Below are 13138 nucleotides of genomic sequence, written 5' to 3' on the forward strand. Positions count from 1 at the left end.
TGGCGCGCATCGGACGAGCAATTCCATCTTGGTCGGGGGGCGGTTCCGGGGGGCGGAGTCTCCCCGTTCTTTGGTGACCGTCAATAGCCTGATAAATATCACTATCCGGGTGGGCAATGGGCAGCTTCCTGCCCATAGATTGGTGTCCAAATCGATGGCGTAAATCCAACGTGTAAAAATGGTCCGCCGCCCAAGGCGGCGGAGACTACCGAGACCCTTGTCGGACAAAGCCCTGTCGCACGACCCATTGCCGCAAGCCTTCGCAACTAGTCGAGTTCCTCGAAGGTTGAGCGAGAAGGCGACAATGTTCCTTATGTCAACTGGCGCGACGGAGCCCTTCGCTGATTCCCCGAAAAACAAGCATCCGGGCAACTTCCATCGCCGCGCATGACGCGTGCGAACTTCCCTTGAGCCGGCCGACTCTCTGCACTATTGCGACCAGTGGTGCGCGTCGAAAGTTGCGTCGATCGCTGGTCATCGTGTCTCATCGACCATCGACTCGACCGCTGCGACAAACTTGGCTCCCGAGCGCGTCGACGCACCTCGGTAGCGCGCCGAGACCGCTGCCGTGTTGCGCCGCACGTCGGGGTCGGCCAGCACGTGGCGAAGCGCGCGCTCGTACAGCGCGGGCTCCTTTGGGTTGACCATCACGCCAAGTCGACGACGCTTCAGCGTCGCCGCAGTCATGAACTGCTCGTAGTGAGACGGCAGTGCAAGACACGGCCGCCCGCGGATTGCTGCCTCGGCCATCAATCCGCCCCCGTGCGATATGACCAGATCGGCTGTTGGAAGCAAGTCACCAATCGACACCGGGGCCAACTGAACACGAATTCCAAGCGCATGGGCCAGCTTCACTGTCGCCTCGTCGGCGCCGAGACAAATGACCACGGCATCGCCACGCAAGCCGGCGATTGACTTCAACAATTGCGGCGCATCGAGCAATGGTGCGCGCACGTAGGCGAGCACCCGCGGCTTGCCGCGCAGCCACTTCGGCCTAGCCGCGCCCAGCTCAACGACCGGTAGCGGGCCGACGAACTCGCGGGAGTTGTCGTCTATGCCATCGTAGTGGTCGAGTTCGCGGATCGAGACCACCAGGCGTTTCTGCCCTGAGACCAGGTCGTGAAGCGCGGTGCGGCTGGCTGGGGACCCGAGGACCCGCGCAATCCGATCGCAAATCGAACGTTCCAGTTGCAGTGCATCAGGTACATCGAAGCGGTCGGTGCTCCTGAATGCCGGAAACGGAGACTGTCGCGGCGGCACGTCAAAGCCAATGCCGAACTCGACTGACGGATATCCGCCGACGCTCGCGGCGAGCTGGGCAAATGGCGCAGCTTGCAGCGCGACGACATTGGGCTGTTCGCGCTGCAGGATGACGTCCCATGCGTGAAATCGATCACGGATGATGTCGACCGAGTGGAATCCAAAGTTCCAAAGCGTCGTCGCGCGCGACTCCCAGGTGACCCCGGTTTGCGGCAACCGTTCATCCAGCACGTTGGACACATGCTCCCAGCGGATACCGGCGCGCCGTGCGGCCTCATTGGGCTGGGCATCGTGGGGCGAATAGATGACAACATCGTGGCCTGCTTCACGAACCTGCACGGCTGCAGTCGTCACCAGCATTTCGTGCCCCAGATATGCACCCGCTTCCCATGTCAACAAGATCTTCGCCATGATCAAATCGTAAAGTGTGCGTAGTGGCCTCCCGCCCCCCATTTCAGGGGGCTCTGAGCGCATGAGCGGGCATTTCGAGCGGATAGACTCCGACGCGATGCGCGCGCCTCCTCAGCCACCATGACTATCCCCCCTATCAGATCAAAACTCGTTGGATTCACATTGCTAGAGTTGCTGGTCGTGGTTGCCATCATCGGCTTGTTGGCGGCATTCGTTGGGCCGCGCCTGTTTGGTAATGTCAGCAAGTCTGAAGTCACCACCGCGAAGGCACAGATTGAAGCGTTCTCGCGCGCGATCGAGTCCTACCGTCTTGACACCGGCAAGTTCCCCGATACCGCGCTCGGCCTGCAGGCTCTGGTCACTAGGCCGGCTGATGCGCAGCGCTGGAACGGCCCTTATCTGCAGAAGGAAGTGCCGCTCGACCCGTGGGGCAACCCATACGTCTATAAGCGTCCGGGCATCGACGGCCGCGACTTCCAGATCGTTTCGTACGGCCGCGACGGCACCCTCGGCGGCATCAACGAAGACGCCGATCTCACCAACTGACCAAGTGACTCTGCGTGATGAAGTTCGAGGTACGTGGACTTCGGCGCGGGGTCGTCGAGTCCCTGATAGTCGATGCGGTGAACGCGGACGACGCTCGCCGCGTTGCCGCCGAGCAGCAGCTCGACGTACTGTCGGTGAGCGCGCCTCGCGTACCGTGGCGTCGCCGGCAGCGCTTCGATCTCAGCCTCTTTTCCGAGGAATTGGCCGAGCTGCTTGATGCCGGTCTGTCCGTAGTCGAAGCCGTTGACACACTCGCCGACCAGAAAGGCGACAACGACGTTGCCACGGTCTATCGCGAACTGGTGAAGTCGCTGCGCCAAGGGCACCCGTTCTCGGCCGCGCTCGAAAAGATGCCTCACCACTTTCCGGTGTTGTACATCGGGCTAATTCGTGCATCAGAGCGGACGAGTGATCTGCATGGAGCATTGCAGCGCTACCTCGATTACAGCAGCCGGCTCGACAGCCTGAGCAACAAGATCGTCAGCGCGCTCATCTACCCGGCCATTCTGTTCACGGTCGGCGGTTGCGTGATCGTGTTCTTGTTGACCTTCGTCGTTCCGCGGTTCTCATCGGTGTATCGTGGGGCCGGGCGCGAACTGCCATTGTTGTCCGCGTTGCTGCTCGATTGGGGCGCATTTGCGTCCAAACATGCGCACGAACTCGCCCTAGCCGCTGTGCTCATCGTCATCGCATTGGCGGCCTCCTTCCTGCAAGCGAAGCGCCGAGGCACCCTCGAGCATCTTGCGAATCTAATCCCCGGCGCGAAGCAGCGCATCCACCTGTTCCGCTTGTCGCGCCTGTACCTCACTGTCGGCACCTTGCTCAAAGGTGGCATGCCTCTCGTTCATGCGTTGACACTGTCGCAAGGTGTCGTGGGCGGGATTCACCGCGTCCACCTTGACGCGACGATCGAGGCGCTGCGCCGTGGTGGCGCGATCAGTTCGTCGCTCGAACGACACCACCTGACGACCGCGGTGTCAGCACGTCTGCTGCAGGCCGGCGAAGGTACGGGCCGCATGGGCGACCTCTTCATCCGCGCCGGACGCTACCACGACAACGAGCTTGGTCGCTGGGTTGAGAGGTTCTCGAAGTCCTTCGAGCCGATCCTTATGTCGGTCATTGGTGTCGTCATCGGAGGCATCGTGATCCTGTTGTACATGCCAATCTTCGACCTTGCTGGGAGTTTCCGATGAGCGCCGCCGTGTTGGCCGCGGGCCACGCCCCGGTGGATTTCGAGCGGCTGCTGGGCGATGCACGACAACGCGCACATACCAGCCGCATGCCGTTGTTCTCCGCTTGGTTTGAAACCGTGGGTGGCGACGTTCGAGATGCCGCACGCACACTTGCATGCGGTCTGCGATACCCCTTTCTTGAGACGGTCGACCTGATTTCCTCGACCCCCGATTTTTCGGCGGTAGGACTGTCAAGGGCATTGCAGCGCCACTGCATGGGACTCATCGTGGGTGAGCAGCGTTATGTCGTGGTTGCCAACCCGTTCGACATCGATTTGATGAACTGGCTCGAACACCGGCTGCCAACAGGTGTGCGGATTGCTCTTGCGAATGACGGCGATCTGAAGGCGTTGCTGGGCCGTGCCGAGATTGATGCGCGGGCTGTTGACCCCGTCGCCAGATCGGCCGACCCGGCAGCGACGGGCGAACAACGCGGCGAGGAAATCTCGTTCGTTGGCATCGCTGAGGATGCGAGCCCGGTCGTTCGCCTCGTCAACTCCACGCTCTACGACAGCCTGAAGGCGGGCGCCAGCGACGTGCACTTCGAGTCCACCCCACACGGCATCGAGGTCAAGTACCGTATCGACGGCGTGTTGAATCTGGCCGCGTCAGTGCCCGGCGTCGAGGCGGCCGAACAAGCCATTTCGCGTATCAAGGTCCTGGCGGAACTCGACATCGCCGAGCGCCGTGTGCCGCAGGACGGGCGCTTTCGTGTCTCAATCGGCGGACGAACCACCGACCTGCGGGTATCGGTGATGCCCAGCATCCACGGCGAGGACGCGGTACTACGGATTCTCGACAAACGCCAGTTGGTCCCATCGGGTGGCAAGCTGACGCTTGATCTGCTCGGCTTTGACGCACCGTCGCTGAAGCTGGTCCGCCGCCTGGCGGCCGAACCATACGGCATGCTGCTGGTGACCGGGCCGACCGGCAGCGGCAAGACCACGACGCTGTACGCAGCGATCTCTGAGACGCTGACGGGCAAAGACAAGGTCGTCACGATCGAAGACCCTGTCGAATACGAGCTACCGGGTGTGCTGCAGATTCCCGTCAACGAAAAGAAGGGTCTGACCTTCGCGCGCGGCTTGCGGTCGATCTTGCGCCACGACCCGGACCGGATCATGGTCGGCGAGATTCGTGACGCCGAAACCGCCGAGATAGCTGTTCAATCGGCGCTGACGGGCCACCTCGTGTTGTCGACGGTGCACGCCAACAGCGTGTTCGACGTGTTCTCGCGGTTCACGCACATGGGCATTGACCCGCACGCGTTGACGGCCGCACTGAACGGCATCTGGGCGCAGCGGCTCGTCCGCTCAATCTGCAACAACTGCGCAGAGCCGCAGGCGGCTAGCACTGAACAGATCGAGGTGTTGCGGCTTGACCAAGCCTACCTTGGAACCGCCACGTTGCGCTGCGGCGTTGGCTGCGGCGATTGCCGCGGCACGGGGTATCGAGGGCGCATAGCAATCGCCGAGATCCTCGTCCTGAATGACTCACTGCGTGAATTGATCGTGAACAAGGCATCCATCATGAACATCAAGACCGAAGCGAGGCGCGGCGGGACGCGGCTGCTGCGCGACGCGGCGCTGGAACTCGCACACCAAGGGCACACCAGCCTCGAAGAAGTTCTGCGTGTCACCCTGCAGGGCTAGTTGACCATGTGGACAACACCTCGCATCGGGCTACTCGTCGGGCCCCAATCGGTCCACACGTATGACCTGAAGCGAGGCTCGTCGCTTGGATCGGCGTTGAACCTGTCACAGGCCTTGGAGGCGTTTCGCGGCAGCCGGGCACAACTGGAGGTCGTGCTGTCGGATGCTCACTGTCGCTATCTTGTGATGCCGCGACCCGAAGGAGTCCGGAATCGGGCCGAGCTCTCTGCCGCGATGCAAAGCCGCTTTCGCGCCATGTTTGGCGACGTCGAAGGGTGGCAGGTTCGCCATGAAGCACAACCATTCGCCGAGCATGACTTCGTCGCCGGCGCCGATGGTGGGCTGCTCACTGAGCTTGAGGATCTGGCCCAGGCGGCGCGGGTGCGTGTTGTCTCGATCAGGCCGCACTGGGTCGCATGGGCTCGTCACTTCCGTCGTCGCACGCGCCGCGGCGACCATTGGGTCGTAGGTACCGACGGTACGTGGGTCAGCCTCGGCTATGTCAGCAACGGCCAATGTCGCCAGGCTCGCGCATTGCGCGTAGAGGCCGGAGCGCCGAATCTCGAAGATCTGCTGGCTCGTGAACGCGCGTTCGTGGACGACGTCAATCCGGCCGCACCGGTGTGGATGGGCGGTGCGCCCACCGCGCCCGTGTCGCTCTCGACTGGGATCTTGCTGACTGCCGTGGGCCCGGCTGCATTGTGGGGCTTGCCGGCATGAACTTCGCCAATGTCAACTACGCGCGCGGGCGTCCCCTGCCCATTTGGTTTGCTCCCGGCACGGTGATGCTGCTTATCGCAATTGCGTGGGGAGGCTTCCGCTACACCCATGCCCAACGCGTGCTTGCTGACGCGCGCTCGCAGCTGACAGAGCACCGCCAAGCATTGGCCCGCCAAGCGGCAACGCCGGTTGTATCGATTTCGCCAATGTCGCAGGAACGCGTGAAATCCATCAACGAGGCCATCTCCACACTGAATTTGCCCTGGCCGGCCCTGCTTGGTGCGATCGAAACTGCACGCCCGCGTGATGTCGCGCTGATACGCGTTGAACCCCACCCGAAGGACAAACTCGTGCTCGTCACGGCGCAAGCCGACGACATGCCCACGCTGATCGATTTCATGCGACAAGTGTCACGCACGGCGCCATTCGTCAAGGTTTTGCCGGTGCGGCAAGAAGTGGTGCTCGACAGCGGTTTACCGCACAGGCAAGCGACGTTCGAAGCCCGGTGGGAGGACCGCCCGTGAAAGCTTGGCCGCTGAAACTTGAGCTGTGGCTTGCATCGCCCGCTAGCTTGCCATTGGTGCTTGCTGTGCTCGGCGTCCTGGCGGCCGCGCTGTGGGGCGCGCTGTTGCCGATGGCAGAACAGCGGTCGGCACAGGAGATCAGTCAGCTTGAGGGGCTGCGCCGCACGGCCGCAATTATACGGCCGGTCGAACCCCTGCCTCCGCGTGCCGACACCCTCACAGCCTTCGAGGAGCGGCTCGCGAGCGACGAAGACCTCAGCCGCCTGATGCAGCAGATCTGGAATCAAGGTGCGGCCGCGGGCCTGCAGATGAACAAGGTCGACTACCACAGCGAGGTCGATGCCAGCGGGCACTTCAACCGCCTGCTAATCACACTGCCGATGACAGGCCCCTACCCTGCCGTGCGCAAGTTCACTTTCTCGTTGATGGCCGCATTCCCGGGGCTGTCGCTTGACAAACTTGACATGAAACGCGAGCAGATCGCCAGCGGCGACATCGAAACCACGAGCCACCTCACGCTGTACACCCGTCCATGACACCGGCACGTCGCAAACTTATTTTGTTTACCCTGCTGGCGGGGAGCGCACTCGCGGTGACATGGGACCGCATGCGCTCGCGCACCGTCGTGGTTGGCAACGCTGTCGTTCGCCAGCCGGCAAGGCACACCACTGAGGGGGCCGTTCCGGCGCCTGCAGCCCAAACCTTGGGCGAACTGAAACCGCGCACCGACTACTTGACCGACGGCGCCAACGCGTTCCCGGCCCTGCACCCGCCAGTGCCCCCCGGCCCTGCCGCGCCGTTGCTGGTGACTGAAGCGCCCCGCCCCAGCGCTCCCGCTCTGCCCTTCACTGTGCTGGGCAAGAAGCTCGAACGCGGCATATGGGAGGTCTACCTCGCAAAAGGCGACCAGACCTACGTCGCGACACAAGGTGTCGTGGTCGCCGACGCCTACCGCGTCAATGTGATCGGGCCCACCCAAATGACCTTGATCTACCTGCCACTGAATGAACAGCAAATATTGCAGACCGGGGCATCCCTCAATGACTAGGCCGATTCACGCGGCATGCGCCGTGATTGCACTTTTGGTGTGCCTGCTGGGCGGCTGCGCCGCGGAAAGGAGCTATCGCGATGCGCAAACCCTGCTCGAGGCCAACCGCACCGAGGAGGCGCTGGCCGCGTACCGGCAAGCGCTGCAGAGCGAGCCAACCAATGCGCGCTACCGCATCGGTTACCTAAGCGCTCGAGACAAAGCCGTGGCCCGCTGGATCGATGACGCCGAGCGTTTACGCCGCAGCGGTGACAAGCCGGCCGAGACTCGTGCACTTTACGCCCGTGTGCTGAGCGTTGATGAAGCCAACAGTCGTGCGCGAGCTGGTCTTGCCGACCTTGACCGCGACCAGTACATTGCCGATTCGATGAGTCGCGCCGGAGCCGACGCCCGGCAAGGCAACACCGACCTGGCGCTGACGCAGCTGCGCGCTGTGCTCGCCGAGCGCCCCCAACACGCCTCTGCGTTGGCTCTGCGTACTCAGGTGTTGGAACAGCGCGCCAAACCCAAGGCCAATGTCGATGCGAAACTAGCCGAGGCATTCCGCCGACCCGTGTCACTCGAATTCAGAGATGCACAGCTGAAACAAGTGTTCGAGGTGTTGTCGCGCTCGTCGGGCTTGAACTTCGTGCTCGACAAGGAAGTTCGAGGCGACCAGCGCACGACGCTGTTCCTGCGCAACACCACCATTTCAGACGCTGTTGCGCTCGCGCTGCTGACCAACCAGCTTGAGCAGCGTGTCCTTGATGCCAGCACGATCCTTATTTTTCCGAACACGCCGGCCAAGGTGCGTGAGTACCAGCAGTTGACCGTCAAGTCGTTCGTGCTGTCGACGGCAGATGCGAAGACGGTGGCCAACAGCCTGAAGACCATCCTCAAGGTCAAAGATGTGGTGATCGACGAAAAGCAAAACATGATCGTGATGCGCGATTCACCCGAGGCCATTCAGATGGCCGAGAAGTTGGTCACGCTGCATGACCAGCCGGAGGCTGAAGTGATGCTCGACGTCGAGATCCTGGAAATCAAGCGTTCGCGCCTGCTGCAAGCGGGCGTGCAATACCCAACGCAGGTCGCACTGGCACCAATGACGAGTGCCAGCGGCGTGCAGCTCACACTGGGCGACCTGAAGAACCTGCGCGCAGCGACCACGTCGGTGACCGGCGTGGGGATCGGACTCCAGGCGACCAGCACCGTGTCCGATGTCAATGTGCTGGCGAACCCGCGCATCCGGTCACGTAACCGAGAAAAGGCCAAGATCCAGGTCGGCCAACGGGTGCCGAACATCACGTCGACATCAACCTCCACCGGGTTCGTCGCCGAATCCGTGCAGTATGTAGACGTGGGGCTGAAGCTGGAGGTTGAACCCAGCGTCTCGCCCGACGGCGAGGTTGCGATCAAGATCGCACTCGAAGTCAGCAACATCCTGAGCCAGATTCAGACCAAAGGCGGCTCGATTGCGTACGAAATCGGAACGCGCAACGCCAATACCGTATTGCGCTTGCGAGATGGCGAGAACCAGGTACTAGCGGGGCTGATCAACGACGAGGACCGGCGCTCGGTCACAGGCCTGCCGGGGCTCTCCAGCATCCCCGCGGTGGGCGGCACTTTGTTCGGCAACACGCAGGACGATTACCAGAAATCGGAGATCGTGCTATCGATCACGCCGCGCATCGTGCGCTCCGCGTTCCGACCTGATCTTGCAATGAGCGAATTCGAGTCGGGCACCGAGGCGAATCTTCGCAGCCGTGGTGCCGAGTTCAGTTCGCCCGCTGCCACCCCATCCACGACCACCGGTGCCGGTCGCACCGCCCCATCGGCCGGGCAATCGGTGCCACCTGCGGCGCCGGCGGTGGATGAGCCGCGCTCCGAATCCTCGCCAGCGGTTTCGCCCACCATGCCGCCATCGCCCAACGTCGGGTCGAGCGAGGTACCGCTGCCGAGTGAGCCGGCGACGGCGGCGACCACCACCGGCGCCGCCCCTGCAGATACTGTGGCCCCGTCGACACCCGAGCAGCCCACGGCAAGCAGCCAGTCGTCGCTGTCCTGGCGTGGCGGGAACAGCGTGGCCGTCGGGGGTACCGTGACGGTGGAGCTGTGGGCGGCCGCTGCCCAGCCGTTGTCGGTCGTGCCGCTGAGCATGAGTTACGACCCAAGAGTGCTGTCCATCGTGTCGGTGGACCAAGGTAGCTTCATGGCCAACGCCGGGACGGCCTCGGCTATTAGCAAGCGCGCAGAGACCGGCAGCGGCGTCATCCGTGTGGTACTCACCGCTGCCGGTGGTGTCGGCAAGGCCGCCGAGGGATCGATGGTGCGCCTCGTTTTCAAGGCCTTGTCGGCCAGCGACAGCACCAGTATCGCGGTGACTGAATCCGTCAGCGGGGTCACGCCAACAGGCGAAGCCTTGGTACTCGCATCGCCACCCGAATGGTTGATCAGGGTGAAATGAAAAGCTGCCGTGGCTTTACGCTGATCGAGCTGCTGGTCACGCTTGCCGTTGTGGCGGTCCTGGCGCTGTTTACCGCGCAAGTGGCCGAGGTCGCAGTGCAGCGCGCAAGTGAAGCCGAGCTGCGTCGTGCACTGCGCGAGATCCGCGACGCAATCGATGCATACAAGACTGCCGGGGACGAAGGACGTATCACGCGTACTTTGCAGTCGAGCGGCTACCCGAAGACGCTTGCGCTTCTTGTCGACGGCGTCGAGGATGCGAAAGACCCGAAAAAGGCCAAGATCTACTTCCTGCGCCACATCCCCCGCAATCCACTCGACACGAGTCAGGCCGAGGATGCGGCCGACACGTGGGGCAAGCGAGCGTATTCGAGCGAACCGTCCGACCCGCACGAAGGCGATGACGTCTACGATGTGTTTGCCCCGTCCGACGCCATCGGCCTGAACGGCGTGGCGTACCGCAAATGGTGACTCACAAATTGCGCCGCGGCTTCACGCTGATTGAACTGCTCGTCGTGCTCGCGATCGTCGCAACCTTGCTGGCCCTATCGCTGCCGCGCTATTCGCAGAGCGTTGACATTGCGCGCGAGCGCGTGCTGGTTGAGAACTTGCGCACTACACGTGATGCGATTGACAAGTTTTACGCCGACACGCTGCGCTATCCCGAATCGCTTGACGAACTGGTTGAGCGGCGCTATCTGCGATCACTGCCCATGGATCCGATTCTCGACAACGACAAGGCCTGGCGTATCTTGCCGCCGGCGTCCGAAAAGAAGGGCCAGGTGGGCGATCTCAAGAGCACCGCGCAGGGCCAGACGCTGGATGGCAAACCGTTCAACGAGCTATGAGAGCTGCCCGCCAACATGGCCTGCGCGGCTACACCTACATCGTCGTGCTCGTCATGCTGGCTGTCATTTCGATGGCTGCAGCCCTGACCCTTGAGCTCGCAGAGACCAACGCGAGACGCGCCGCCGAGACCGAATTGTTTGCCGTCGGAAAGGAGTTCGAGCGGGCATTCGCGAGCTACTACCGGCAAAGCCCGGTTGGCTCGCGCCGGTTTCCCGACCGGCTCGAAGACCTGACGCGCGACCCGCGTGCGCCCGGTATGCGCCGGCACCTGCGCCGTGTCTATGTCGACCCGTTGACCGGTAGTGCCTGGGGCGCCGTGCCGGCACCGGGCGGGGGCATCATGGCCGTGTACAGCACAGCCCCGGGCGCGCCGTATCGCGAAGGCGCCAATGTGAGGGCTGCTCCTCTGGCCGCCAGCACCCCTGACGCCACGGCAACCCACAGCTACGCCGACTGGCGTTTCGGCTACGACCCCAGCACGGATCTGTACAACCGCAACAACATCATCCGGCCCACGCCGAACCAAGCCTCGGCGAGCGCACCTCGCAACTGAGGCTGAATTACAACTTTTGTCATACTCTCGCGGCCCTTGGTTTGAGGGGTTTGCATCCCCTAACCCAGCGTAAAAACCCTAGAGTCTGCGCAAATAACTTTTGAGGCGGTCATGCGGCACAAACGAGCTGCCGCGACCGATGGAGGATCCGAATGAAAACCAGCTGGGCTTCGGTGCTGAACCGTAGCGTGGGCATGGCCCTGATCACCTTGGCTGCCGCTGGCAACGTGCAGGCCGCCCAGCAAGCCTACCTGTCGGGCAGCAGCGAACCCTGGGGCGACTACAGCAACGTCGATGCCATGACAGCCGCGTTCGGCACTGGCTGGGACCGCCTGCAGTACGGCGCATCGTTCAGCGACTACGCCATGCTCTACATCGACGGCGGCAGCGAGACCGCCACCGAAATGGTCGACTACCTGGACGGCAACCGTGGTTTGCTCGAAAGCTACGTGCTGGGTGGCGGCCACCTCTTCATCAATGCGGCCACCGAATTCCAGAGCCACTTCGACTTGGTATTCGGCGCCAGCTCCAACGAACAGCTCTTCGAGAACCGCAGCTACTCCGCATCGGCCGTCGACCCCACCAACACACTCTTCGACGGTGCAGGCACGTCGTGGGCCGGCTATCACTTTTCGCACAACGACATCGCTGCGCCAGACACGTTTCGCTCGCTCATCGTTGACGATGTTGGCCGCACCGTATTGAGCGGTGGCTCTTTCGGCGCCGGCTACGTGATGCTCGGCGGCCAGACCAACACGGCGTTCCACGCATCGATCAACGGCAGCGATCCGTTCCAACTGCGTGTCAACGAACTGCTCTATACGAACGCACCGCCCCCGCCGATTGTCCAAACGCCGGTGCCTGAACCCGGGACCTACGCGATGCTGCTGCTGGGCTTGGCAAGCGTCTGGGTTGTGCGCAAGCGCAAGGCCAGCCGCCAGCGCTAAGAGCGTCCCCGCATTCGCATTCAGGCCGATGAGTGCATTCGATATGCCCGACTCTGCCGCCACCTTGAAGCGCAGAGACCTGCTGATACTGCACGGCGCCAACGGCTGCAGAACAGAAATGAACCCCTGGCGCGACGCGCTCTCAGGGCACTTCAACACCCATGTTCTGAACCTCGCCGGGCACGGCGGTCGAGAGCTGCCGCCAACCTTCACCATGGCCGGCTATGCTAACGACCTGCTGGGCCAGCTCGACAAGCTGCAACTGCAGCAACCCGTGATTCTTGGGTACAGCTTCGGCGGTGTGGTGGCGCTCTATCTGGCTCGGCATTTCCCCCAGCGCGTGGCCGCGGTGATCACCGTCGCAACGCAGTGGACCTATGACGATACGGCCATAGGGCATGTCGCGCACTTGCTGCAAGTACCTCGCTTGACGGCACTGGCGCACCGCCGCGACCACCTGTCGCGAGTCCACTATCCAAACGATTGGCGAAAACTGGTCGAGCTCTTGAACACCATGTTCAAGAGCTTCGCCCACGAGCCCCCGCTGACACCTGATGACTTGGAGCAGATCGCCTGCCCCTCATTGATCCTATCCGGCTCGTCGGACCCACTGGCCGGCGCAGACGAAACAGTGGACCTTCACCGCCGACTTCACGGCAGCGAACTGGCCCTGTATCGCGGCCCGGCGCATCCGGCTGACAAGATTCCGGTCGACGGGTTGCAGCGCGCCGTGACGGCATGGGCTGGTCGCCACCTCGATATTCACGGCGGAGCGATCGAATAAGAATAAGCTGCGACGAGATGCCGGAGCCGGTCTGGCGTTCGTGGCGGGCTTGCTGTGCGACTCGGCCCACGAAATCCTATGACGCCAATGTGAAAAAACAGCCGCCACCTTGCCAAAATCGGACGACGAATAATTCGGTAAGGCTACGACGGCAGTGAGGTGCGCAA

Annotated in this window: 14 protein-coding genes; 13 read left to right on the forward strand and 1 reads right to left on the reverse strand. The window is 62.7% G+C overall.

The window, feature by feature from the left end; all coding sequences use genetic code 11:
• Positions 1-474: 474 nt before the first annotated feature.
• A complete protein-coding gene (locus AC30NL_RS04445; protein WP_489462803.1) occupies positions 475-1671 on the reverse strand; it encodes a glycosyltransferase in 1197 nt (398 codons plus the stop codon).
• 120 nt (positions 1672-1791) lie between these two features.
• Between AC30NL_RS04445 and gspG the strand changes: the two genes are divergently transcribed.
• The 13 genes from gspG (at position 1792) to AC30NL_RS04510 (ending at position 12971) form a co-directional block, all read left to right on the forward strand.
• On the forward strand, positions 1792-2217 hold the full coding sequence (gene gspG, locus AC30NL_RS04450; RefSeq protein WP_489462804.1) for a type II secretion system major pseudopilin GspG: 426 nt from the start codon (positions 1792-1794) through the stop codon (positions 2215-2217).
• Positions 2218-2234: 17 nt separating this feature from the next.
• On the forward strand, positions 2235-3410 hold the full coding sequence (locus AC30NL_RS04455; protein ID WP_489462805.1) for a type II secretion system F family protein: 1176 nt from the start codon (positions 2235-2237) through the stop codon (positions 3408-3410).
• Positions 3407-5101 carry a GspE/PulE family protein gene (locus tag AC30NL_RS04460; protein ID WP_489462806.1) on the forward strand — a complete coding sequence of 565 codons (1695 nt, stop codon included), beginning with the start codon at positions 3407-3409 and terminating at the stop codon, positions 5099-5101. Before AC30NL_RS04455 ends, AC30NL_RS04460 begins: the two co-directional genes overlap by 4 nt.
• A 6-nt stretch (positions 5102-5107) precedes the next feature.
• The gene (locus AC30NL_RS04465) at positions 5108-5821 is read left to right on the forward strand and encodes a hypothetical protein (protein WP_489462807.1); all 714 of its coding nucleotides are present in this window, start codon (positions 5108-5110) and stop codon (positions 5819-5821) included.
• The gene (locus tag AC30NL_RS04470; RefSeq protein WP_489462808.1) at positions 5818-6345 is read left to right on the forward strand and encodes a hypothetical protein; all 528 of its coding nucleotides are present in this window, start codon (positions 5818-5820) and stop codon (positions 6343-6345) included. The genes AC30NL_RS04465 and AC30NL_RS04470 overlap by 4 nt, the downstream gene beginning before the upstream one ends.
• The gene (locus tag AC30NL_RS04475) at positions 6342-6881 is read left to right on the forward strand and encodes a hypothetical protein (protein ID WP_489462809.1); all 540 of its coding nucleotides are present in this window, start codon (positions 6342-6344) and stop codon (positions 6879-6881) included. The genes AC30NL_RS04470 and AC30NL_RS04475 overlap by 4 nt, the downstream gene beginning before the upstream one ends.
• Positions 6878-7393 (forward strand): hypothetical protein, encoded by a 516-nt coding sequence (locus AC30NL_RS04480; protein ID WP_489462810.1) that lies wholly within the window; start codon positions 6878-6880, stop codon positions 7391-7393. Before AC30NL_RS04475 ends, AC30NL_RS04480 begins: the two co-directional genes overlap by 4 nt.
• 22 nt (positions 7394-7415) lie before the next feature.
• The gene (locus AC30NL_RS04485; protein ID WP_489462811.1) at positions 7416-9839 is read left to right on the forward strand and encodes a cohesin domain-containing protein; all 2424 of its coding nucleotides are present in this window, start codon (positions 7416-7418) and stop codon (positions 9837-9839) included.
• Positions 9836-10309 carry a type II secretion system protein gene (locus tag AC30NL_RS04490; protein WP_489462812.1) on the forward strand — a complete coding sequence of 158 codons (474 nt, stop codon included), beginning with the start codon at positions 9836-9838 and terminating at the stop codon, positions 10307-10309. Before AC30NL_RS04485 ends, AC30NL_RS04490 begins: the two co-directional genes overlap by 4 nt.
• Positions 10303-10686, forward strand: a complete 384-nt coding sequence (locus AC30NL_RS04495; RefSeq protein ID WP_489462813.1) for a type II secretion system protein — start codon at positions 10303-10305, stop codon at positions 10684-10686. Before AC30NL_RS04490 ends, AC30NL_RS04495 begins: the two co-directional genes overlap by 7 nt.
• A complete protein-coding gene (locus AC30NL_RS04500) occupies positions 10683-11240 on the forward strand; it encodes a type II secretion system protein (RefSeq protein WP_489462814.1) in 558 nt (185 codons plus the stop codon). The genes AC30NL_RS04495 and AC30NL_RS04500 overlap by 4 nt, the downstream gene beginning before the upstream one ends.
• 152 nt (positions 11241-11392) lie before the next feature.
• Positions 11393-12187 carry a PEP-CTERM sorting domain-containing protein gene (locus AC30NL_RS04505; RefSeq protein ID WP_489462815.1) on the forward strand — a complete coding sequence of 265 codons (795 nt, stop codon included), beginning with the start codon at positions 11393-11395 and terminating at the stop codon, positions 12185-12187.
• 28 nt (positions 12188-12215) lie between these two features.
• Entirely contained in the window at positions 12216-12971 is a 756-nt protein-coding gene (locus AC30NL_RS04510; protein ID WP_489462816.1) for an alpha/beta fold hydrolase, read from the forward strand.
• Positions 12972-13138: the final 167 nt, after the last annotated feature.

Origin of the sequence: Rhizobacter sp. (assembly GCA_021153565.1) — a bacterium.
In the GTDB taxonomy this organism is placed as follows: Bacteria; Pseudomonadota; Gammaproteobacteria; order Burkholderiales; family Burkholderiaceae_C; genus Albitalea.

Excerpts from the sequence above, each read along its gene's own strand:
- AC30NL_RS04495 (WP_489462813.1), top strand. The coding sequence starts at position 10,303 with ATGGTGACTCACAAATTGCGCCGCGGCTTCACGCTGATTGAACTGCTC.
- AC30NL_RS04455 (WP_489462805.1), top strand. The coding sequence starts at position 2,235 with ATGAAGTTCGAGGTACGTGGACTTCGGCGCGGGGTCGTCGAGTCCCTG.
- AC30NL_RS04510 (WP_489462816.1), top strand. The coding sequence starts at position 12,216 with ATGAGTGCATTCGATATGCCCGACTCTGCCGCCACCTTGAAGCGCAGA.
- AC30NL_RS04470 (WP_489462808.1), top strand. The coding sequence starts at position 5,818 with ATGAACTTCGCCAATGTCAACTACGCGCGCGGGCGTCCCCTGCCCATT.
- gspG (WP_489462804.1), top strand. The coding sequence starts at position 1,792 with ATGACTATCCCCCCTATCAGATCAAAACTCGTTGGATTCACATTGCTA.
- AC30NL_RS04460 (WP_489462806.1), top strand. The coding sequence starts at position 3,407 with ATGAGCGCCGCCGTGTTGGCCGCGGGCCACGCCCCGGTGGATTTCGAG.
- AC30NL_RS04490 (WP_489462812.1), top strand. The coding sequence starts at position 9,836 with ATGAAAAGCTGCCGTGGCTTTACGCTGATCGAGCTGCTGGTCACGCTT.
- AC30NL_RS04465 (WP_489462807.1), top strand. The coding sequence starts at position 5,108 with ATGTGGACAACACCTCGCATCGGGCTACTCGTCGGGCCCCAATCGGTC.
- AC30NL_RS04445 (WP_489462803.1), bottom strand. The coding sequence starts at position 1,671 with ATGGCGAAGATCTTGTTGACATGGGAAGCGGGTGCATATCTGGGGCAC.
- AC30NL_RS04505 (WP_489462815.1), top strand. The coding sequence starts at position 11,393 with ATGAAAACCAGCTGGGCTTCGGTGCTGAACCGTAGCGTGGGCATGGCC.
- AC30NL_RS04500 (WP_489462814.1), top strand. The coding sequence starts at position 10,683 with ATGAGAGCTGCCCGCCAACATGGCCTGCGCGGCTACACCTACATCGTC.
- AC30NL_RS04480 (WP_489462810.1), top strand. The coding sequence starts at position 6,878 with ATGACACCGGCACGTCGCAAACTTATTTTGTTTACCCTGCTGGCGGGG.